The following is a 20641-nucleotide window of genomic DNA, read 5'->3' on the forward strand; positions in this document are numbered from 1 at the left end:
GTTGATGATGTTAGGCTTCAATTTATGGGAACTGCTTACTTAGGGATAGTGGGGGTGGATCACGAGTATTTTATTATCAAGCTCTGTTATTGATTAAATCCGAAATTAGGATACCGTTTATTTTTAATCCTGAAATGTCACAATCTACGATCTCAACATTTGATAAATCACAGTTTCTTAGCTGCCCATTTGACAGATTACAGTTATGAAAACTTATTGGTTTATATTGTCCTTCGGGATTATAGTTTCCGTCTTCTTCCTTAGGAAGGACCACATTGTGAAATTCTGTTCCAAATAAATGGACATGATCAAGAACAGCGTGACTAAAATTAGCATGCTTGATTTCTACACTAGATAAATTAGCATTTGAAATCTTCATTCCACCCATGTTTACATCATTCAAATTCATTTTGCTCATGTTCGTGTTATTAATTTTTGTCTTTGCTAAGCTGACATTATTGATATCAAGCTCCTCAGCTCTGACATCCTGTAGCTTAGAAGCAGTGATGTCTGCCATTTGTAAGTCGAATGTCTCCACCTTTAAATTCATGATTGTTTCTCCTCCGTATATATCAATTAAACTACATATGTTATTTCTCTATAAATCCAATTTAACCTCTTTTATCCATTATGTTATCCTGCCTTTTCGTAGCGACGGACTGCCCACATTGCATTTCCAAGTATAAAATATTTCTCATTAACCATAAAAAGTGATAATAAAAAGCCCATGCGCCGTCTCCTCAATGGACTTCTTGCTGGATGCTTGAAAATCAATGACTCTACTTGGACGTTGTTGGAGAGGAATCTATAATCGATATCGAACAAGTGGTTTAATAAACCATGGAGCAGCTGCCGCGGCATACTGCTCTTTGGTTTCGGAGGAATGGATCATCCCAAATTGTTGTTTTGTCGAACTGCTAGCTCATCACGTAACTTGGTTAGAACTTCACCAAGCCAGTTTGTTCCCCTCCAAGTAGATCTGTTTTGAGCCATTGGATCCTCAGCTGATAACCCTATTCCCCAAATGTTGTCATCGGGACTTGCCTCAACAATCGTTGTACCAACAGTTTTAAGCAGCTCTCTTAGAATAACGTCATTCTGCAAAAATTTGGCCTTATTTGCCAAGTAAACATACTCTCTGCATTTACTTTCCCAGACTACTCTATCAAAATTTTTAACAGCTCTACCTAATGCTTTCTGTTGTCTTGGATCTTTAAAAAGGCGATTGCGTCCTCCAAAAGAATGTAAACTTCTCTTTCATTCGTACCACTCCCATAAATTATTTTTTATTGTCTTTAATCGGGAATAGTATCAAATTGATTTAGCTCAAAGCTGTCTTCAAGAACATCTGTTGGAATTTCTGTCCAAAAACTCGATTGTAGCGGTTCATTTATCTCAAACAAACAATAAACAGTCTCTTCATCAAGATTATAAACAACTTCTTTTATCACAGGACTCAGCTCTCCAAGTTCAGTTTCCCACATAGTGGTACCACTTCCTTGTTTAAATTTCATACCTAAGGTTGGAACAAAAGGTAACTCTATACTTCTAATATAACCAGCAAGCATATACTCATTTTCGTCAATTACTCTAACAACTAGGCATACTTTCATATTCATACCCTCCTCAAAAATCTTGCAACCTTTGTTTGCTTCAATAATTCTGCATAGTCACCAAGTTGTCCTGCCATATAGCACAATGAGGCTGCCGTAGTTACCAGCAGCCCCATCCACTTTGTTATTGAACTCCTACTATTCTTTCATCAATATAGCTGTTATTCCAGGTTCAATCAAATCAATAAATTTTACCGCATCGTCTCGGGTGCCGACTACATCGGCATAATGATACGGGATAACAATTCGCGGATGAATAATATTTGCTGCTTTAGCTGCTTCCTCGTAAGCCATCGTATACGTGCCACCCATTGGAAGGAATGCAACGTCTGCATCGATGTCCTTCATCTCCGGAATCAAATCCGTATCCCCAGCCATGTAGTATGACGCTCCGTTCACCTTAATAATATACCCTACCCATTCCTTATCTTTCGGATGATTACTGGATTGAGTATTATACGCAGGTACAGCCTTATAAGAAATACCCTCCACAGTCCCTTCTTCATTAGGAACTGCACCGACCACTTTTTCGAATCCGGCTGCTGTCACTTTGTCCTGCTCTTTAGTTGGAAATACAATTGTAGCATCTTTTTTAGCTACCTTTTGAATATCATTGATGTTGAAATGATCACCATGCGTATGTGTAATAAAAATAATGTCTCCATCCATAGGCTCGCCATCCACCTTATAAGGATCGACGTAGATCACCTTCTCGCCGGTTAGCTTCACCATTGACTGCTTGTACAACTGAACTCCCTTTAACACATTCGATTTGGTCTTGATAGAAACCGCCATTGTCTCTTTAGTCCAGACAACTCCAGCACCCAGCTTGTCTTGAATGAAAGTAAGATCGACATAGACCCGATTATCCTTCAGAAAGGGCTTATTCCCGCTCATAGTAGCTTCAGGTTTAAACGTTACAACTGTATCTCCCTCACCGATACGTACCGATTTAGTATTCACATCCCAAATAACTGGAATCCCCATATTTTCAGCAACGATCCTGACTGGGAGGTAAACGCTTGCCGATACCGAATATGGCTTAGCATCCGGAAACACAATATTGCGGCCGTCCACCTGGACAGTCGCCTGGTCATTCGCCATCTTTTGATCTGCTGCGAATAGCGTCCCGGCACCTGTGAAAGACAGGAGTAAGACTAGTAAAACGGTAACACTCAACTTCATTTGGATACCCTCCTAAATATTATAGTTATTACCATCTGGAATGTTAACGGACCGAAGCCTGATTATTAGGTATTATCAAACCTTAGCCGCAGCTTCCATTGAGGTTAACATTCTACAAGTACCATAAAATTCCTTTATGCAGGAGAACAAAATATATAAAAAATCATACGTTAAACAAAGAAGTATGCGATACAACGGAATTACGATACTTGCTACATTCTTTGGAAAGTAAATAGTCAAATAATTGAGCTTTAGTCTCCGTTATTTCAAAAGCCAAGCGCTTAATGGTTCATCATCCCAAACTTGTACTTCTATGTACCTTTCTGGTCCATAATTACCCTGAGGATTCCATTCTTGCGGTATTCCGAATTCATTTATTACTTGATTGATCTCATTTAATGTATATACCTGTCCCCGGTACTTCTTTCCATCCATATATCTCATCGTTGGAAACAAATCCCCATACGTAAAGCTTATGGAATCAGGATCGAATAATGCAACTGGTATACGAAGCTCCTTGCTCTTCTCAAACCACTCTAAGAGCCATGGACACTCTCCAACAGTCATGTAATGAGGATATCTTCGAATAGGCTTTCCACCTTTAAGAATAAATAATTCTCTTGCTTTCGTTTCAAGACTTCGACGAATTGTCAGATAGTCCATTGATCTATTACTCGCAAATCCCTTCCTCTGAACACGAATTTCGTTAAGAACTTGTTCAGCTTCTGCTGGTTCCAGATCCGATAAATTGCGAAAAGGTCCTGTAGCTTCATCAAAATAATGGCATAAAAAATCTATCATAACGAAACCTCGCAATACAGTAATATACATCTGTTCAATCAGCTTAATGGGTAAGATCCTTAATAAACGTAACTCTACTGTAACCACTTCTAAAAAAGTCTTTATCCTCGGATACCATGTCGAAGCCTATATTTCGATAAAATGTTAATGTAGTCTCATTCATCTCATGACCTAATGTGTAAAGAATAATCTTACTTTGCTGCATCTTTTTAATTCTGTTACAAATAGTGTTGATTAACTCCTTACCGATACCTTGACGTTGTAAGTCTTTTTTTACTGCTACTCCCACTATTTCATAAAAGCCTACCTCATCGTTAAATATATATCCTGCATGGCCATGGATTGCATTGCTCTCCCCGTCGTCACATGCAACAAAAAATCCAATTTTATCATCTTCATCCTTAAAGAACTCATTCCATCTGGACGGATATTTTTCTATTATGAAATTTGGAAATTGTATGCGATGTTCCATCATAATGTTTATAACATCCACTGTGTCATTACATGTAATAAGTCGAATGTTCATCTGAGCACCCCCCTGATATTAAGTATCTTCAATAAATATAGTCAGAATCGAGTTTACCTGTCTGATAGTAAGGATAGTCCATAGATTTTTGTATTTTTCGTACCGTTTCTGCATCAGTAAAGTATTCAAGTAGGTACAAACCCAGGTCAATCGAAGTAGCAACTCCGCCACCCGTAATAACATTTCCGTCCCTAACAATTCTTGCTCTAACTACTTCTTCACAATATGGTTCGAGAAAATCGTAAGCTTGAGGGTTTGTTGTGGCCCTTCTTCCAGATAAAAAGCCAGCTGCCCCTAATAGTAATGCTCCTGTACAAACAGAAACCTTATATTGAACATTGTTTGCTGTCTTTAACCATCTAAGAAATTGTACATCATCTTTAAGTTTTCTTGTCCCGATTCCACCTGGAACAAATATTAAATCATATTGAGATAAGTCAGGAGAAACATGTTCTATTTTCATTTTGATGCCTAATTCATCTGTAACTTCCGATTGGGTTGCACACACATCCCAAGACACATCCTCCATAAGTTTTAAGATCCTAAGACGTGTTATGGCATCATAAAACCCGACGAAATCTAACGTTGTCATTTGGTCAAACAGAATAAAAGCCATCTTCATTTGGAACACCTGACCTTTCTATTATGAAAACAAAAAAAGCATTTGATCATTGATCAAATACTTTGCCCAGGCGTACGGCTATTTATCTGTGTACTCCCTCATGGTTCTCCATGTTTACGCCAGTCACACACAGTATTAAGTTATAAATAATCATACACATAAATACCAATATTTTCAATAAATAATGTTCAAACTAGCTTTTTCAAAGCTTCATCTTTTACTCCAAGTATCCTTTAACGACACGATACGGTTAAATACAAGGCGTTCACCGGTTGTATACTTCTTATCTAGGCAAAAATAGCCATGACGTAAGAATTGAAAATTCGGTTCCCGGTGGGCATGTTCAACGAAAGGTTCCATTAAAACGTCCTTTAGGGTAACCTTTGAGTCAGAATTTATCTTGGTCGTCCAATCTTCGTTATCCTTCGGGTTCTCCTGGTCAAGCAACAATTTCTCATATAGATGGATATCAGCCTTAACCGCGTGGCTCTCTGAGACCCAATGGATCGTCCCCTTTACCTTACGCCCGGCAAACCCGGTACCACTCTTCGTGAGTGGATCGTAGGTACAGCGGAGCTCTGTAATTTCACCGGTATCCCGGTCCTTAATCACTTCCTCGCACCTGATGAAATACGCCCCCTTCAGCCTTACCTCGATATTCAGGCTAAGCCGGTGAAAACCCTTGGACGGCTGCTCCATAAAATCGTCCCGCTCAATATAGATGATTTTGGAAAAAGGAACCTCTCTACTCCCTAGCGCCTCGTTCTCGCTGTTATTTTCAATCATTAGCAGTTCCGTGTCATTATCCGGGTAGTTAGTAATGATGACCCTTAAAGGCTGCAAAACAGCCATGACGCTAATCGTTTTTGCTTTTAGATCTTGCCTGAGACAATGATCCAAGAGCGAAATATCAACCGTGCTTTGGTTTCGGATGCTGCCAATCTCCTCAATAAAGCTGCGTATGCTTTCTGCCGTGTAGCCTCGTCTTCTAAGTCCTCGGATGGTAGGAAGTCTTGGATCATCCCAACCGTCTACGTGGCCCCCTTCTACCAGCTGCCTTAAGAACCGTTTACTTGTCACGACCCCAGTTAAGTTCAGCCGACCGAACTCCCTTTGCCGTGGAGGCTCAGGAATCTCAAGCTCCCTCAAGACCCATTCGTACAAGGGCCGATGATCTTTAAACTCAATAGAGCATAAAGAATACGTAATACCTTCAATCGCATCTTGAATAGGATGAGCAAAATCGTACATCGGATAGATGCACCATTCATTTCCCTTCCTGTAATGCTCAGCATGGATAATTCGGTAAATAACAGGATCTCGTAGATTTAAATTAGGTGATCCCATATCGATTTTGGTGCGAACAACCTTGGAGGATGCTGGGTAGTCGCCATTTTTCATTTTCGTAAAAAGCTCCAGATTCTCCTCGACTGATCGGTTTCTATAAGGGCTGTTCCTGCCTGGTTCCGTCAAAGTCCCTCGATACTCCGTTACTTCCTCTGGCGTTAAATCACATACATAGGCCTTACCATGCTTGATCAAGGTGACAGCAGCATTATATATTTCGTTCGAGTAGTCTGAGCCGTAGTAGATATGTTCCTCCGGATCGTAGCCAAGCCATTTGATATCCTCAATGATCCCATGCACATACTCAATGTCCTCTTTAAGAGGGTTTGTATCGTCAAAACGTAAGTGAAACGTTCCGTTAAACCTTTGGGCTATTGTATAATTCGAGTGAATGGCGTAGGCGCTTCCGATATGAAGATAACCGTTAGGCTCGGGAGGAAATCGTGTGCACATATCCCTGCCAAATGCACTCTGTTCAAGTTCCTGACTAATCAGCTTTAACAAAAAGTTTTCTGTAGGATGCTCCTTCTTATTATCCAATGTCGACTCCTCCTAATGAATGCGAAAGTTGTACCCAGAAACAAAAAAAACCTCACCTCCAAGACCTTCTGTCTTGGGGACGAAATTTTCGTGGTACCACCCCAGGTTCATTAATATGTCGCCATATTAACCTCTTCAAGTACGGCATTGCAGGCAATGCTTATACTCTAGCTCTATAACGGGAGCTCCCGTCATGCCATCACCAATGAAGGTTCCGACATGCTGCTCAGAGGCTTGTTTCGTGGAAAAGCTCTTTGCTCCTTTTCAGCTTCCGGAGCTCTCTGTGCAAGAACATTTTCCCTTACTCTTCTCATCATCGCGTTTGAATATTGACTATATAATATCAAATGATTCCCTTTTTTGTAAACTGCTATTCTCTTACTCAAATTCTTAAAATATGGACTTCTGCATTCCTCCATATACGTCTTCTAAATACTTAATGGATTCTTGTTGAGCTTCTGATTTTATTTGGATATCGCCTTCATAACCTTGTCTAAAATTTAAATATAGTGATATTGTAGATTTCATTGCGTTATAACAACTTTCTTTTTCGTGAATAGCTACTGTTTTTTCTAATGCTTCGATAAAATCAGGCGCATTCATTTCAATTTTACGAACACCTCTTGGTAGTAAATTGTTATTCATTAACACTAATGGACCAATAACAGTACCTCTAACAAATGAAAGGAAATCGATTAATTCAAAAAGCTCTCCTCTGCCAAGTTTAGTAGCACCGTAATGTACCCATACCCAAAATCGATCTTCAATCCATTGAAAATCAGGATAAGGGAAAGAATAATTCGTTTCATTAACCAGCTGACTTAAGGATGAATCCCGTTGCCACATCACAAGAGGTTTTTCCACACCAACCTTTAACTCCTCAATGGTTAAAAATTTTAAATCTACATGAAGAGGTGCTTTGTACAAGCAAATTAGTACTCGAGGTTCACCTACATGTTCTCCTGTAAATCCTGCTAGAAGATGACCAAATTTATTTGCAATTTGTAGTCTGTTCATCATAATATCCTCTTTATATGTTGGCTCATAAACAAGAATCAAATCAAGATCACTAAACTGATCCATACTGTTATTTATCATTGAACCCCCAGCAAGTATACCTACAAAGCGTTCATCATCTTGTATGTTCTTTATTACATTTTCAACAAATTTTTCATGATGTTTTAACATCCTGATCACCCCTGTTAATTTAACCTATTAAAAAAGGCATTACGCCGACATAACACACCTGATATATTGATTTCAATAGTATTTATTAAATCGGAACCAATATAAGTTCTTATTGAAAGACCTTTTAAATAGTGAAAAGGCAGCCGACAATTTCTGTCAACCGCCTAGATATTGGTTCAGTGCTCAATTTCACAAATGCTACGATAAGCGCAATGGCTGATCGTTATTTTATTTAGTAATTATTTATTTGTTTTCCATTACAGCAAAGTAATTATCTTCATTATCTGCAAAGTTAAATACTCTACCGGAAGGTATATTTACAATTTCTCCGACTTTGATACTTTTATTTGATAACTCACTACGTAATTCATCGATATTCTCCGAAAAAAACATTAATGAAGGTGTACCAAGATTTAGCCCCGGTGACATTTTAGCAACGAAATCCTTATTGTGTAGGATGATACTTGTTTGTGCTCCTTTTGTTGGTGCAATTTCAATCCATCTCATTCCTTGACCGTTATTTTCTTCAGAAATCACACTAAATCCTACTTTTTCTGTCCAAAAATCGACTGCCTCATCTTGGTTATTTACATACAACATAATTTGACCAACTTTACTAATCATATGTTTTTCTACTCCTTATATTATTAAATTCTAAACCCGATGCTCTTAATCCTGTCCATCGTCAAAGTATATGACACCCAATGGCACCTAATCTTACCTTTCAAGCTTCATTCCATTCCTGTTCTACCACAGCGTTCACATCCGTGTTTCCTTGTCCTGCAGCTTCTGTAAATAGTCATCCAGGCGGTCGAACCGCTTCTCCCAGATGACGCGGTAGCTCTCCAGCCAATCGTCCAGTTCCCGAAAGGGATCAGGTAGCAGCCTGTAGATCCGACGATTCGCATCCACCTTGGCTTCCACGATTCCAGCCTCACTTAGAACACGCAAATGCTTGGATGCTTGAGGCTGGCGCAGTTGCAGCCGTTCGGCGATTTCCCCTACAGTGAGCGGAGTTTCGCGCAAAAGCTCAACAATCTGCATGCGGTTAGGCTCTGCCAATGCACTCATGACGTTAGTATTCATGGTCATCATCCGTTCTCTTGCTGATTATTGTAGGCATCCTTGGTTAGTATTTGTATTTGTAGTTTATTTGCATTGCCTTAGTAAATATACCATAACAGGAATATTACTGAAAAGGAATGGTTGAGACACATTTCATCTCAAAATTCAATGCCGTTGGCATCGGATTTAAATAAACAAGATGAGGCTGCCTTTAAATAAGGCAGCCTCAAATCGAAACGAGAAATCCCCAATATGCGGGATCCTTGCTTGAGAATCGAGCAAGAGAAGGTTACTTCCACTGAGCAACTTTTTCGATTGGCAGTCGAACTGATCCGTGTCCAGCGTTGGCCGCTTTTCCTATTGAGATCAACATAACAGGTATGAAACGATCCGCTTCGAGACCGAAAGCTTCAGCAATCCGGCCTTTATTAAATCCGGCCATAGGGTTTGTTTCGTATCCGTGTGCACGGGCAGACAGCATCAGTTGCATGGAGACGAGACCACTGTCGATTAATACGGATTCCTTCTTCGCTTCGACAGATAGATTCTGAAAATAAGGCACTGACATTGCCAATTTCTTGTCTTTCACTTCCTGAGGCATAAAACCGAGTTCTACTGCTTTGCCGTAGATTTCTTCCGCATTGGATACGATCTGAAGATCTCCAAAAACAGCGATAACTGCCGAAGATGTATTTACCTGTGCAGCATTATAAGGAGCAAGCTGTAATAAAATTGCTTTAGCTTCTGGACTCTCGATTACAAGAAAGCGCCACGGCTGCATGTTAAAAGAGGACGGGGCGAGCGTAGCTTCCGTAAGAATTTCCCTCATCTCTTCGCGGCTGATTTTTACATTGGGATCGTAATTGGCAATCGCTCGGCGTCCGGTAACGATTTCGTTAAAGTCCTTCCGTTTGTTCACATCGTGCATGGATATCTCCTCTTTCGTTTGATGGTTTACAAGCAACCAACATTAGCCTTTTTCTCCTCCTAATAGCCGGTCAAAGATCCAACGTAGCGCATGTTTTTTTTTCGCCAATTCTTCTTCGGTCCATCTGAACACACCGTCATCTAGCCAGAAGGCAGACCCGATAAGCAGAAACTCAGCGGCTTCTTCAGGCTGCTTAACAGAGAATACACCCGAATCTACACCTTGTCTGACGATTTCCGCCACGTAAGGAATCAGTGCCGTAATTTCGGCGACTTTCCACTTCTGATGCAAGGTGATGTTACGCGCATCATGCAGATAATCTAATACGGTTTGTTCTTGAGGCGTGGGTATAGCATCCCAAATTACTTTGCTCAGTTTTTCGAACGCGGTCAATCCAGCGTTTTCTGTTGTATGCTTCACATCGGCAAGCCTTGAGGATAAAGTACGCTCGCAAGCTGCGTTGACGACCTCTTCTTTTGAACTAAAGTAATAATAAAACGTCCCTTGAGCAACTCCCATTTTTTTCACAATATCGCTAACTGACGTATGCTCAAACCCATTGATTTTAAATAGCTCCATCGCAACATCCAAAATTTCATTTCTCCGTACTTCGGGATCTTTCGAGATTCGTGGCATTTGTTTTCCTCCATTTTTCACTCCATTTCTTATATTATAATATATTTATTGACTGAGAGGTAGTCAGTAAATTATACTTCATTTTATATACTGACTGACAATAAGTCAATAATAAAATAAGGAGTCTGATTTTATGAATAATCGAAAAATTTTGTATGCACTGGGATTCTGTGCAGCAATCGTATCTTTTGCGCAAAACCTGTATGTTCCACTCATGCCGGAGATTCAAAAGGACCTGCATACGTCCTTGTATATGGTAAATCTCAGTGTTACCCTCTTCACTGTCGCTCTTGCAGTCCTTCAGATTGTTTACGGTCCCTTAATTGACCGAAATGGGCGCAAAAAAATTCTCCTACCCGGGATGATTATTTATGTTTTGGCTACACTCGGTTGCAGTTTGTCCTTTTCCATAGAAATGCTTTTAATTTTCCGATTGTTTCAAGGCATTGGAGCAGCTGCAGTTCCGCTGGTAGCAGCAACCATGATCGGTGATTTATTTGAAGGAAAAGAACGCGCCGAAGCAATGGCGACATATCAGATGATATTGGGGATTGCACCCGCTGTTGGCCCGCTAATCGGTGGTGCGATTGGTAGCGTTGCCGGTTATTCAGGTGCATTTGGATTTCTGGCTGTCACGGCATTCATTATGCTGTTGGTAGTCATTCTTGTTTTGCCGGAGACTCAACCGGTCAACGTGCAGAGTAATCGTCTCGATCTCGGGTCTTTTGCACGAATTTTCAAAAATAGAACCGGCTCTGCTGTGCTATTTACGGGCTTTGTTTTATACGATGTCTTTTATACGTTGATCGTATTCCTACCTGTCATCCTCGAAGCCCGATACCATTTATCAGTCGCACAGATTGGTCTTGCTTCAATGCTGCTTATGGCTTTCAGCCTTGTTGGCAGTAAACTCAGCGGAAAATTACAGGCAAGGATCGGTTCGTCCAAAAGTTTAATTCTGACTTTTTCGTTTGTTATCGTCAGCTTAATCTTGTTCATTATTGCCGTCCAGATGTCCTTGCTTGTACTTCTGATCACACTTGGCATCATAGGTTTCTTTTGTGGACTAACGATGTCAGCACTGCCTACACTATTAGCGGTAGAATTCGTGAAGGAGCGTGCTACGGCTATTGGAGTCTACAATTTTGTACGTTATTTGGGTATGGCTACAGCGCCAATGCTTGGAAGCTTGCTTTATTTTTACGGGGGACTGACGTTGCTTATAGGATTTACAGCGTTTCTGGTAGGGGTGGCGGTTGTTTTTTCCAGTCTACAACTCGGACTTTTGACAAAGAAGACAGATGGAGCAAAGGGTATCCATTAATCAACCCATTTGAAAAAGGTCAAATTTGAAGATCCGCCTGCCCCTACCATGGTCTAATGTCGGCGGTGATTCTATTTTCAAGAATGCCGTTGGAGTTTAGTGATCTTTGGATATTAAATTAGCCTCATTAATAATTAATGATATTAATTCAATTCCACACTTTCACTTCATAATTCATCTGAGATTAATAATGGATATTCAATGTAATAATAGAGACATGCTAACACCACGTGATTCTACTTTTCAATTAAAATAAAAAAGAAGCCGCAGTGAAGCAAGCTTCTCCATACTTTTTCCATTAACCATTAATCTACAGTTATTTCAAAAGAAATAATGTTTCTATATGTTTTCACCCTGTATGGAGAAGTTATACTTCATTATTTTAAAACGGATCCCATGCGGCTCATACAGCTTATGATCCAACCATGGTGAATCTTCCTTAAAGCCGAGGCTGCTCCAAAAATGGATCGCTATATTCCTGGAATGCAGCTCAACCGTCGAAATATTCGTTTGGTGGGTGATGTACGTAACAATTCCTTCCCATAGCCGGCGTCCGATGCCCCGCTTCCGAAAATGTGAAGCGACCGCGGCAAATCGGATTTCCGCTGTTGTACCGTTCACTATCAAAACCATGGCTCCAACGACGTCCTCACCCTCCAGATACGCGAAATTTACTTCCTCTCCCGACATGGCGAGAGCTTGTCTCATATCTCTACCCATTCCGTATGGCTCCCACATCTCAGTGTACAATAGATCCTCTATCTTCTCTTTAAGAGCCTCATTATCGACAATAACCACATTCATGCCTGATCTGCTCCTTTTCCTATTACTTAGGGTACTCTACCTTCTTCCTCATATTTATGTATTTTCTCAATTGCACAGTACATGGAAGTGGAAAAGGATCTTGACTGAACTGGCAAATGGCTTTGATTAAATTGTTCAAAACAAAGAGTCTCGTGAATACGAGACTCTTTGACAATTATACATAAATGCGATTTAGTTACCGATAGAAATAGTACCAGCTTGCTGTATAGACACAATCCATAAAAGTATCACATGGCGGAAAAATTGCTGACATGGCATCTGCTTTGCTTGGGGCTGAGGAAAGTCCTACTCCGGTTGCCAGTGTTAATGCCAAAACTCCCATTATCAAACGTTTACGTAACAGCTCCATTCCAATTTGCCTCCCTTCATTTCAGTTATTGGTTGTTGCATTGATAATGTTATCAATTCCATAATTTCTAAACTAGTTACTGCAGGCATGTAGACGCTAATGACTTAGTAACGACTTTCATCATTACATTTATTGGTATATTTACACATAATGTGGATCAAGTCACTGTAAAATTCACTCCGTATAAGGATAAGGCTGATTTTCTCGCCACACTTTGGGAGGTAAGATTTCCCCACAAAGTACTGTATAACGGGACACACTCCAGCTTACGTACCGCCATTGCCCATCCGGCAACAACGGCTGCAGCATACCCTTTCCCACGAAACATGTCCAAGGTCTCAAGCCCTGCTTCGTGTGCCCTGGATGTAATACGAACACTGCGGCAGATGGAGACAGCTCGACCTTCGCACACTAGCGCTATACAGGGCTGGACGTAGTCTATTTCTGAAGTCAGCCATTCAAACCCCTGCGTAAAAATTCCGTCATATTGTCCCTCGTGATGCTGACTGTCTTCATAGTCTGTGCTGCTTCTGTAGGAACAATAAAACAAGGTCCCATCGTAAACCTTTCCCCTTGGAGGAGTTTCATATAGGTTTCAAAATGTTTTGGTTTTGTCTGAAAATCGCTAACGATGGGTTCATCGACGCCTAATTTCTCCAGCTTTTCGATAAGTATCTCCGGGACATCATACCGGAACCGGCAGAAAGCCGTTCCTTCTATAGTCCGCCCCAAGAAAAATCGGGGAGCAGGGTCCTTTCCCGGCCAAGGCTCGTTTATCGTACGAAGTCTCATATTCTGGTCATGCGTAAACAGCGCCTCAACATGGAGTTCCATCAGTTTATGGGCAGTTAGTTTGATTTCATTCCGACCCCTCATGGTTTTATCCCTCAAATCCATTCAAAATGCCTGTCACTATCGAAAATATCAAAATATTCAAAGATAACCTGAGAATATTTTATTATAGTCGAATAATCCTGCCCATAGATAAAAAGACATTTTTCTCATAAATAGAAAAGAACAGGTCGAATACAATCATTCGCCTGCCCTATCAATAGTTGAATCCATAATCCAGCAATTGGTCGGTTCATCCTGCTTACACATTAACTCTAAGTTTTCTTTTAATACGGGTAGCCAAGATTTCTAACAGAATGGCAAACGCAAGGATGAAATACGTAATGCTCCCAATTTCCCTCAAATCGTAATAAAATGCGCTTGCCATAAACATATCAAAACCAATCCCGCCTGCCCCGGCCGCTGCTCCCATGGCAACCGCCACGGCAAAATTGATCTCAAACCTCATGAAAGTCCATGAAACCAGATAAGTGATAGAGGAAGGGATAACTGCCTGAAACACAATCTGCCACCAATTAGCTCCGCTCGCCTTTAATGCTTCGATAACACCCTTATCCAGTTCTTCAAATGATTCTGAGTAAGCTTTAACCAAGTAACTGACCGAGTGAAACGTCATGCCGATGACAGCCGCTACGCTTCCCAAACCCGCAGATACGGCAAATATTAAAACCCATAACACTGTAGGAACCGCTCTGATAAAAGCACATCCGCCTTTGATAAATGCGGAGACGGAATTTGTGGACAGATTACGTGCCGCCAGCAACCCTAGAAGCAAAGCGATGATCGCACCGAACAAAGTAGTTAAAAATGCAAGGCCGAGTGTTATTATTATCTGCTTAAGTGCTTCGGTAAATGTAAAATGTTGAAAATGTGGTTCAAAAAACATGGTTTTGACAGAAACGGCCGTCGAATAGATCGCTTCGAATACATGAATACCCTTATAATCGAATGTGCTGAAACCGTATACAGTCAACGCCATAAGTGTGAATAAAGTGAACTTTATAACGAAAGACGCTTTATTGAAAGGCTTAGCCTTAATTTTGCCAGGAATCGGTTCGATTTTGTTGCCGGCTCTGTCATAAACCGCTCTGACGGATTCATCAAGTCCCATCTACAAAATCACTCTCCTAACATAATTTGAAATAGATTCAATCAATAAAATAGCGGCAACGATGACGATCACTACCAAGCTCGCCGAGCTATAATTAAGACTTTTATAATACAGGTTGAACAAAAATCCAATTCCCGTCCCAGTCAAAATTCCTACTATGGTAGCATGACGAATATTCGTTTCCACCATAAACAGCATCCAGCTTAGAAGCTGAGGAATACTCGACGGGATCACCGATTGAAAAATAATGGAGAAATAACCGGCTCCTGTCGCTCTTAGTGCTTCCACTGAGCTGTTGCTCACCTCATCGATTGCTTCCGTAAACGCACGTGTAAGAAATCCAAAAGATCCAAAAAAGAGAGCGAAATACCCTGTCATAACGCTTTGGCCGAAGGAGAACAACAGAATCATGGACCATGCAGCAACATCAATATTACGAAACAAAGTAGCGATTGCTCTGCTTAATTGGCTCAGCACTCCGCCGACTCCTGTCGTTTTAGAACCAAAGATAGCAAACAATAAGGCAAACACGGCAGATACGGTGGTTGCGGCAATCGATATCAATACAGTTTCAATCAGCGTGTCGAAGATAACGGGAAGCTTTTTCAAGGCTTTTTCATTCGGATAAAAGTTCGCAGAGGCCCATTCTATAGCTTTCGGTATGGATGTAAAGCCCTTAACTACGTCATATTCCGTAATGATGATTGCGGATATTGTCAATAGGATCAATAAGGCACAGTAGAGGAAGGAATTTCTTCTTTTAACGGCAAAGAAATTAACCTGCATATTTCCCTCCCTGGTCCACTAAAAGTTCATCCAGTTCGGAGCCATAAATTTTGCGAAGCTGCTCTGAATGGATGCCTTCAGGGGTACCATCGTACACAATACTGCCACTATTAACACCTATGATTCGATCGGCGTATTTCAGCGCCACATCCACCTGATGCAGATTGATGACAACTGTAATTCCCATCGTGGACGAAATATTTCTCAGGTGATCCATAATGATTTTGGATGCGTTCGGATCCAGAGAAGCGATCGGCTCATCGCAGAGCAGCATTTTGGGGTCCTGAACCAAGGCTCGGGCTATCCCTACTCGTTGTTTTTGTCCGCCGCTTAGCTGGTCGCAACGCTTGTACATTTGTTCCTCCAAGCCAAGGGTTTTCAAGACGGTATAAGCCTGTCTCTTCTCTTCTTCCGTGTATAATCCTAACACACCTGCAACGGTAGATTTGTAGCCGAGCCGGCCATGAAGGACATTCTCTATGACGCTCAGGCGGTTGACCAGATTATAGTGTTGAAAAATCATGCCGATTCGAGTTCTCAGCCTCTTTAATTCCTTTTTTCTATACCCCAAAACGTTGGCGCCATCAAAAAAGATTTCTCCGCTGCTCGCGTCAATCATACGGTTAATACAGCGAAGGAGAGTCGATTTCCCCGCTCCCGAAGGACCGATGATCGAGACGAACTCCCCTTCTTTAACAGCGAAGTTAATATTTGATAACGCTCTTGTATCTGCACCGTATTGCTTCGATACCTGCTTGAATTCCAATAACGTTGTCATGGTTAACTCCCATAGTTTAATTTGTGGAAAAAGACTTGGAGCATCATTTCGACAATTCTCTAACAGGGTTGAACCATGCATCTTCTACTGCAAGGAAATGTTCTTTGCCGGTACTTAACTTGAACAAACCGGAATCCTTGGAATCCTTCGGCAAGAAAATCTTAGGATTTTTGGTCACTGCATCGGAAAGGAAGGCATCCTTCATCTTCTTCAGATCTTCGGCGCTAATCGTACCTGTGTTGACTGCAAATGGAGAATTAAGAACCGGTGTAACGGAGATTAAGGTGAATTCTTTGCCCACCAATGTATTAAACGGCTCAGCAGCGCCCTGTTTCACTTTGTAAACCGCACCTGGCTTGTTTGCGCTACCGGACGACAATTCAACATAGTTAGCTACACAAGTGTCGCAGAATGCTGCGACGTCCGCCTTATTCGTCAGCAAGTTAACCCCGGAGCCTTGGTGTGAACCTCCGTAAAGAACCTCGCTGAAGAACTTGTCCTTACCGCCTTGAAGCAGATCATCGGCAGTCAAGCTTTTGTATTTATCCTTTTTGCTGAAATAACTTACAATTCCGGCAGACGGCACTTTAAATCCTGAAGTGGAGCTGTTGGACACGAAGGAGAATTTTTTGCCGGCAATATTGTCAATAGCAAAACCGCTTCCGTTTTTATAAGGCTCCTCTTCCCCTTTTCTAACGTTTAACCAGCTGAAATAGACGGCGTCGTCCAGTGTACCTGAGGCTCCACTTGGCACAACCATCGGTTGAACCTTCTTATTCTTCGCATTCGCTTCAATATATCCTTGAGGTCCCATAAAAGCTACGTCCGCAGTGCCGTTGGCAATAGCCTCGATAGCAATGATATAATCCGTTGTTGTCTTATGCTGGACTTTCTTTCCCGTTGCCGTTTCAATTACTTTGGCCAGCTCTTCCCGCGTATCTTTCAAATCCGCACCCGATTCGTTAGGGTACCATACCATTGTAAGAGTGTCCTTCGTTTTTACAGGTGCAGCTGCGTTCTGAGAATCCGCCGCTTTTGAACCGCAACCTGCCATTACTGCTGTGAGGGATAAGGAAATTGCAAGAGCCATTAACTTTTTCATTTTCAAACTCCTCCCGAATTTTCAAAAATATTCAATAACCTTACTTAGTGTACATGCCATATATCAACGGATTGTTAATGCAGCTTTAATTTCTTGTATGGTTTTTTTGTTTTTCAGTCAATAAAAAGCTGCCATCCTTTATGTTGTATTCCCGGTTGCATAAATTTTGCATGAACTCAAGATCATGAAATATTCCCAGCATAGTGGTTCCTTCGTTCATCAACTGCTGGATCAGAACCTTAACCTTACTCTTGGAAGCTTCATCCAGACTCGCCGTCGGTTCATCCAATAGCAGTAGTCTTGGCCGCTTGACCATCGCTCTTGCAATGTTTAAGCGAAGCTTTTCACCGCCTGAGAAGGTAGCAGGGTAGCTATCCCACAAGCTGCTGTCAAGTTCAAAATGCTCCAGCATCCTGATTGTTTTTAAATCGGCTGATTCCGAATCATGGCCTGTCTCCTCGATAGCTTCTTTGACCAGTTCCCGGGCCGTCGTTCGAGGCATGACGTTCAAAAACTGCGACACATAACCGATTTCGTACTTGCGTAATTCAATGATGGCTATCTCGGAAGCTGTCGCCAGATCAATCCGTCCGAATCTTTGAGAGTTATACCAGATACTTCCGGACTGCGGCAGGTAAGTGCGATAAATACATTTCAATATGGTAGACTTACCGCTGCCGCTTTTGCCGGTAATTCCTACGAATTCGCCTTCTTTAAGAAATAAGTTTACCTGATCGATGGCTCTGATCTGTTTATTCAAATTGTGCAATGTAAACGATTTGGTTAATTGCTCTATTGAGAGTATGTTTTCCATGCAATCACCCCTTATTAAATCCTGTAATTCGTTTTTTGTATCAGCTTTCCATCTACCCATACTGCAGTAATGACAGGGAAATCCGGCTCAATCTTTTCAATAATGAGGATATCCGCCTTTTTCCCCTCCTTGATAGAGCCGAATTCTCCATCCATGTTAACCGCCTTCGCAGGATGAAGGGTGACCAGCTTGAACATGTCCGCCAGATTTTTCCCGCACTGGCCTGCTAGTTGAAACACCGCGTGAAGCATTGCAGCCGGGTAATAGTCACTGCAAAGAATATCAATGCATTCATGCTGAACAGCTTCTGCTGCAGAGAGGTTTCCGCTGTGTGAGCCGCCAAGAATTACATTAGGCGCACCGGCAACGGTGAATAATCCCTTCTCCTTTGCTTTCTTTGCAATTTCCAATGTAATCGGGAACTCACTGATTGCTGTACCAAAGCTTTCAACCAAATCCAGCTTTTCCAGCGAATCGTCATCATGAGAAGCAATGGCAATGTTTCGATCCTTGGCCATCTGCGCAATTTCCTTAATTCCCTCTATGGTCATTATTGGTTTCGTTTGATGATTGGCGATAATCTGTTCGATGCCTTCATCGGTTAGATCGTCATAGCCTCTGATTGTCTTCTTGTATACCTCCAGATCCCTGTATTGCCCTTGCCCTGGTGTGTGATCCATGAATGAAATCAAGTGGACTTTTTCCTCTGTAATATAGCGCTTCAAATTGTCCGTCTCATCGAGATTATCGATCTCAAATCTGGCGTGAAACCGGTGCCGCACCAAATGCTTGCTTTTATGGGTTTGGTCAATCAAATCAATTAATTTTTGAACATTCTCCGGTTCACGGATAGGGCGGTATTTATAGTCGGCTGACTTGAATATCGACAATGAATGAAACATAGTCGTGATACCATGAGAAATCAGTTCTTTCTCGGTTTCAATCAGACTGAGACGAAAATCAAATAGTGAGGTTGGCCTCGGCGCAGTCATATGCTCGATGTAATCGGAATGAATATCGATGAATCCAGGGGAAACGTACCCTCCGCCTGCATCGATCACTTCCATCTTGCTATCCAGCATGATTTCACCCCGTCGGGCAATTTTCTCTATTCTGTCCCCTTTCACCAAGAGGTCGAATCCTTCAAGTAGTGTTTCTTCCGTAATAATGATTCCATTGGTTATTAGATACATGTGGACAGCCTCCATCTATTGAATAAGTGAACTAGAACTCCGGTGAATAAGTAGTGTAGAGGGCGGACTCGTTCTGGAGAAGCGTCAGCGTTCACCTTTGTCATCGAATTTCAACCATTAAAGCGTCATACATTCAAGAAATTCGGGGACAACAGTGATCGGAAGAATGATCCGCCATCGCAACGGGCAATTGTTCACCGTACTTCTAGAGCAATGAATGAACCAATTGCTGTGTATATCGATGCTGCGGATCCTCGAGTATTTGATCGGTCAAGCCATGTTCTACCACTCGGCCATCCAGCATCACCATCGTCCGGTCAGCCATCATACGGATCACACCGAGATCATGAGAAACTAACAGCATGCTGATTTTCAATTCCTTCTGCAGATGCTTAATCAGATCGAGTACATTGGCTTGAACCGATAAATCGAGTCCCGTAGTCACTTCATCCAGTAAAAGAATCGGGGGATTGTTGGACAACGCCTTGGCAATTTGGACTCTCTGCTGCATGCCGCCGGAGAAATTCTTCGGTGCTTCCTTCATTCGGTACACGGGAATGTGAACCCGGTTCAGCAGCTCACTCGCTCTGGATTCCATCGCTCCTACATTCCGGTTCCCGGCTGCGATCATTTTCTCCGCAATGTTGCCAATAGAGGAAAACCTCATCCTTAGGCCCTGCACCGGATTTTGATACACCTTGCCCATCAGGTGATTCCGGATGTATCTTTTTTGTTGCGAGGATTCATCAAACAAATTGCTTCCGCCCTCTTTATAGGGTTGAAGGTAGGCCTCGCCGCTGCTCACTTCCTGATCAAAGTAGAGGCATTGCATCAAAGTGGATTTGCCGCTTCCGCTTTCACCGACGATTCCTAACACCTCTCCAGGATACAGGTCAAACTTAATATTTTGACATGAATAGACGGTGTGGCAGGCAGGGCAGTAGTTTTTGTCCAGTTTACGGTCTTCCGCGTTGCTGCATCGGTCGCAGCCACTTCCGAAGTGTTTATTCAAATTATTTACGGTCAGAATTGGTGCTGAATATTCACCCATCTTTA

General features: G+C 41.8%; 24 protein-coding genes, 1 pseudogene, 1 riboswitch and 1 other annotated feature. Of the genes and pseudogenes, 1 reads left to right on the top strand and 24 read right to left on the bottom strand.

The window, feature by feature from the left end; genetic code table 11:
- Positions 1–76: 76 nt before the first annotated feature.
- From NV381_RS03495 to NV381_RS03550, 13 genes and pseudogenes are all read right to left on the bottom strand, one after another.
- Entirely contained in the window at positions 77–550 is a 474-nt protein-coding gene (locus NV381_RS03495; protein WP_258211880.1) for a pentapeptide repeat-containing protein, read from the bottom strand.
- Between the two features lie 338 nt (positions 551–888).
- Positions 889–1203, bottom strand: a pseudogene (locus NV381_RS38350) (NADAR family protein); the annotation flags it as partial.
- Between the two features lie 92 nt (positions 1204–1295).
- Positions 1296–1613, bottom strand: coding sequence for a hypothetical protein (locus NV381_RS03500; RefSeq protein ID WP_258211881.1), 318 nt, complete (start codon positions 1611–1613; stop codon positions 1296–1298).
- Between the two features lie 138 nt (positions 1614–1751).
- Positions 1752–2798: a stalk domain-containing protein gene (locus NV381_RS03505; RefSeq protein WP_258211882.1), complete on the bottom strand. Its 1047-nt coding sequence runs from the start codon at positions 2796–2798 to the stop codon at positions 1752–1754.
- Positions 2799–3059: 261 nt separating this feature from the next.
- Positions 3060–3599, bottom strand: a complete 540-nt coding sequence (locus NV381_RS03510) for a hypothetical protein (RefSeq protein WP_258211883.1) — start codon at positions 3597–3599, stop codon at positions 3060–3062.
- Positions 3600–3642: 43 nt separating this feature from the next.
- Positions 3643–4125 (bottom strand): GNAT family N-acetyltransferase, encoded by a 483-nt coding sequence (locus tag NV381_RS03515; protein WP_258211884.1) that lies wholly within the window; start codon positions 4123–4125, stop codon positions 3643–3645.
- A 28-nt stretch (positions 4126–4153) separates the two neighbouring features.
- Positions 4154–4747 carry a DJ-1/PfpI family protein gene (locus tag NV381_RS03520; protein ID WP_258211885.1) on the bottom strand — a complete coding sequence of 198 codons (594 nt, stop codon included), beginning with the start codon at positions 4745–4747 and terminating at the stop codon, positions 4154–4156.
- Between the two features lie 57 nt (positions 4748–4804).
- A riboswitch (ZMP/ZTP riboswitch) is annotated at positions 4805–4884 on the bottom strand.
- 73 nt (positions 4885–4957) lie between these two features.
- Positions 4958–6634, bottom strand: coding sequence for a glutamine--tRNA ligase/YqeY domain fusion protein (locus tag NV381_RS03525; RefSeq protein ID WP_258211886.1), 1677 nt, complete (start codon positions 6632–6634; stop codon positions 4958–4960).
- A 72-nt stretch (positions 6635–6706) separates the two neighbouring features.
- Positions 6707–6960 (bottom strand) — a binding site (T-box leader).
- 64 nt (positions 6961–7024) lie between these two features.
- Positions 7025–7822 carry an aminoglycoside 6-adenylyltransferase gene (locus NV381_RS03530; protein ID WP_258211887.1) on the bottom strand — a complete coding sequence of 266 codons (798 nt, stop codon included), beginning with the start codon at positions 7820–7822 and terminating at the stop codon, positions 7025–7027.
- Between the two features lie 243 nt (positions 7823–8065).
- Positions 8066–8446 carry a VOC family protein gene (locus NV381_RS03535; protein WP_258211888.1) on the bottom strand — a complete coding sequence of 127 codons (381 nt, stop codon included), beginning with the start codon at positions 8444–8446 and terminating at the stop codon, positions 8066–8068.
- A 135-nt stretch (positions 8447–8581) separates the two neighbouring features.
- Entirely contained in the window at positions 8582–8908 is a 327-nt protein-coding gene (locus NV381_RS03540) for an ArsR/SmtB family transcription factor (protein WP_258211889.1), read from the bottom strand.
- Positions 8909–9176: 268 nt separating this feature from the next.
- On the bottom strand, positions 9177–9815 hold the full coding sequence (locus tag NV381_RS03545; protein WP_258211890.1) for a nitroreductase family protein: 639 nt from the start codon (positions 9813–9815) through the stop codon (positions 9177–9179).
- A gap of 42 nt (positions 9816–9857) precedes the next feature.
- Complete coding sequence (locus tag NV381_RS03550) at positions 9858–10451, bottom strand: TetR/AcrR family transcriptional regulator (protein WP_258211891.1); 594 nt, start codon at positions 10449–10451, stop codon at positions 9858–9860.
- Between the two features lie 133 nt (positions 10452–10584).
- Here NV381_RS03550 and NV381_RS03555 point away from each other — a divergent pair, with 133 nt between their 5' ends.
- The gene (locus NV381_RS03555; protein ID WP_258211892.1) at positions 10585–11775 is read left to right on the top strand and encodes an MFS transporter; all 1191 of its coding nucleotides are present in this window, start codon (positions 10585–10587) and stop codon (positions 11773–11775) included.
- A 339-nt stretch (positions 11776–12114) separates the two neighbouring features.
- On the opposite strand, the gene NV381_RS03560 is transcribed toward NV381_RS03555, so the two are convergent.
- From NV381_RS03560 to NV381_RS03610, 11 genes are all read right to left on the bottom strand, one after another.
- Positions 12115–12579: a GNAT family N-acetyltransferase gene (locus NV381_RS03560; protein ID WP_258211893.1), complete on the bottom strand. Its 465-nt coding sequence runs from the start codon at positions 12577–12579 to the stop codon at positions 12115–12117.
- 196 nt (positions 12580–12775) lie between these two features.
- Positions 12776–12949 carry a hypothetical protein gene (locus NV381_RS03565; protein WP_258211894.1) on the bottom strand — a complete coding sequence of 58 codons (174 nt, stop codon included), beginning with the start codon at positions 12947–12949 and terminating at the stop codon, positions 12776–12778.
- A gap of 157 nt (positions 12950–13106) precedes the next feature.
- The gene (locus NV381_RS03570; RefSeq protein WP_258211895.1) at positions 13107–13283 is read right to left on the bottom strand and encodes a hypothetical protein; all 177 of its coding nucleotides are present in this window, start codon (positions 13281–13283) and stop codon (positions 13107–13109) included.
- Positions 13284–13399: 116 nt separating this feature from the next.
- The gene (locus NV381_RS03575) at positions 13400–13825 is read right to left on the bottom strand and encodes a hypothetical protein (RefSeq protein ID WP_258211896.1); all 426 of its coding nucleotides are present in this window, start codon (positions 13823–13825) and stop codon (positions 13400–13402) included.
- 217 nt (positions 13826–14042) lie between these two features.
- Complete coding sequence (locus tag NV381_RS03580) at positions 14043–14912, bottom strand: PhnE/PtxC family ABC transporter permease (RefSeq protein ID WP_258211897.1); 870 nt, start codon at positions 14910–14912, stop codon at positions 14043–14045.
- A complete protein-coding gene (locus tag NV381_RS03585) occupies positions 14913–15698 on the bottom strand; it encodes a PhnE/PtxC family ABC transporter permease (RefSeq protein WP_258211898.1) in 786 nt (261 codons plus the stop codon).
- The gene (gene phnC / locus NV381_RS03590) at positions 15688–16476 is read right to left on the bottom strand and encodes a phosphonate ABC transporter ATP-binding protein (RefSeq protein WP_258211899.1); all 789 of its coding nucleotides are present in this window, start codon (positions 16474–16476) and stop codon (positions 15688–15690) included. Before phnC ends, NV381_RS03585 begins: the two co-directional genes overlap by 11 nt.
- Before the next feature lie 43 nt (positions 16477–16519).
- Positions 16520–17578, bottom strand: a complete 1059-nt coding sequence (locus tag NV381_RS03595; protein WP_258211900.1) for a PhnD/SsuA/transferrin family substrate-binding protein — start codon at positions 17576–17578, stop codon at positions 16520–16522.
- A gap of 85 nt (positions 17579–17663) precedes the next feature.
- A complete protein-coding gene (locus NV381_RS03600) occupies positions 17664–18392 on the bottom strand; it encodes a phosphonate C-P lyase system protein PhnL (RefSeq protein WP_258211901.1) in 729 nt (242 codons plus the stop codon).
- A gap of 14 nt (positions 18393–18406) precedes the next feature.
- The gene (gene phnM / locus NV381_RS03605) at positions 18407–19585 is read right to left on the bottom strand and encodes a phosphonate metabolism protein PhnM (protein WP_258211902.1); all 1179 of its coding nucleotides are present in this window, start codon (positions 19583–19585) and stop codon (positions 18407–18409) included.
- Between the two features lie 205 nt (positions 19586–19790).
- Positions 19791–20636, bottom strand: a complete 846-nt coding sequence (locus tag NV381_RS03610) for an ATP-binding cassette domain-containing protein (protein WP_258211903.1) — start codon at positions 20634–20636, stop codon at positions 19791–19793.
- Positions 20637–20641: the final 5 nt, after the last annotated feature.

Origin of the sequence: Paenibacillus radicis (ex Xue et al. 2023), assembly GCF_024722015.1 — a bacterium.
Classification (GTDB): Bacteria; Bacillota; Bacilli; order Paenibacillales; family NBRC-103111; genus Paenibacillus_S.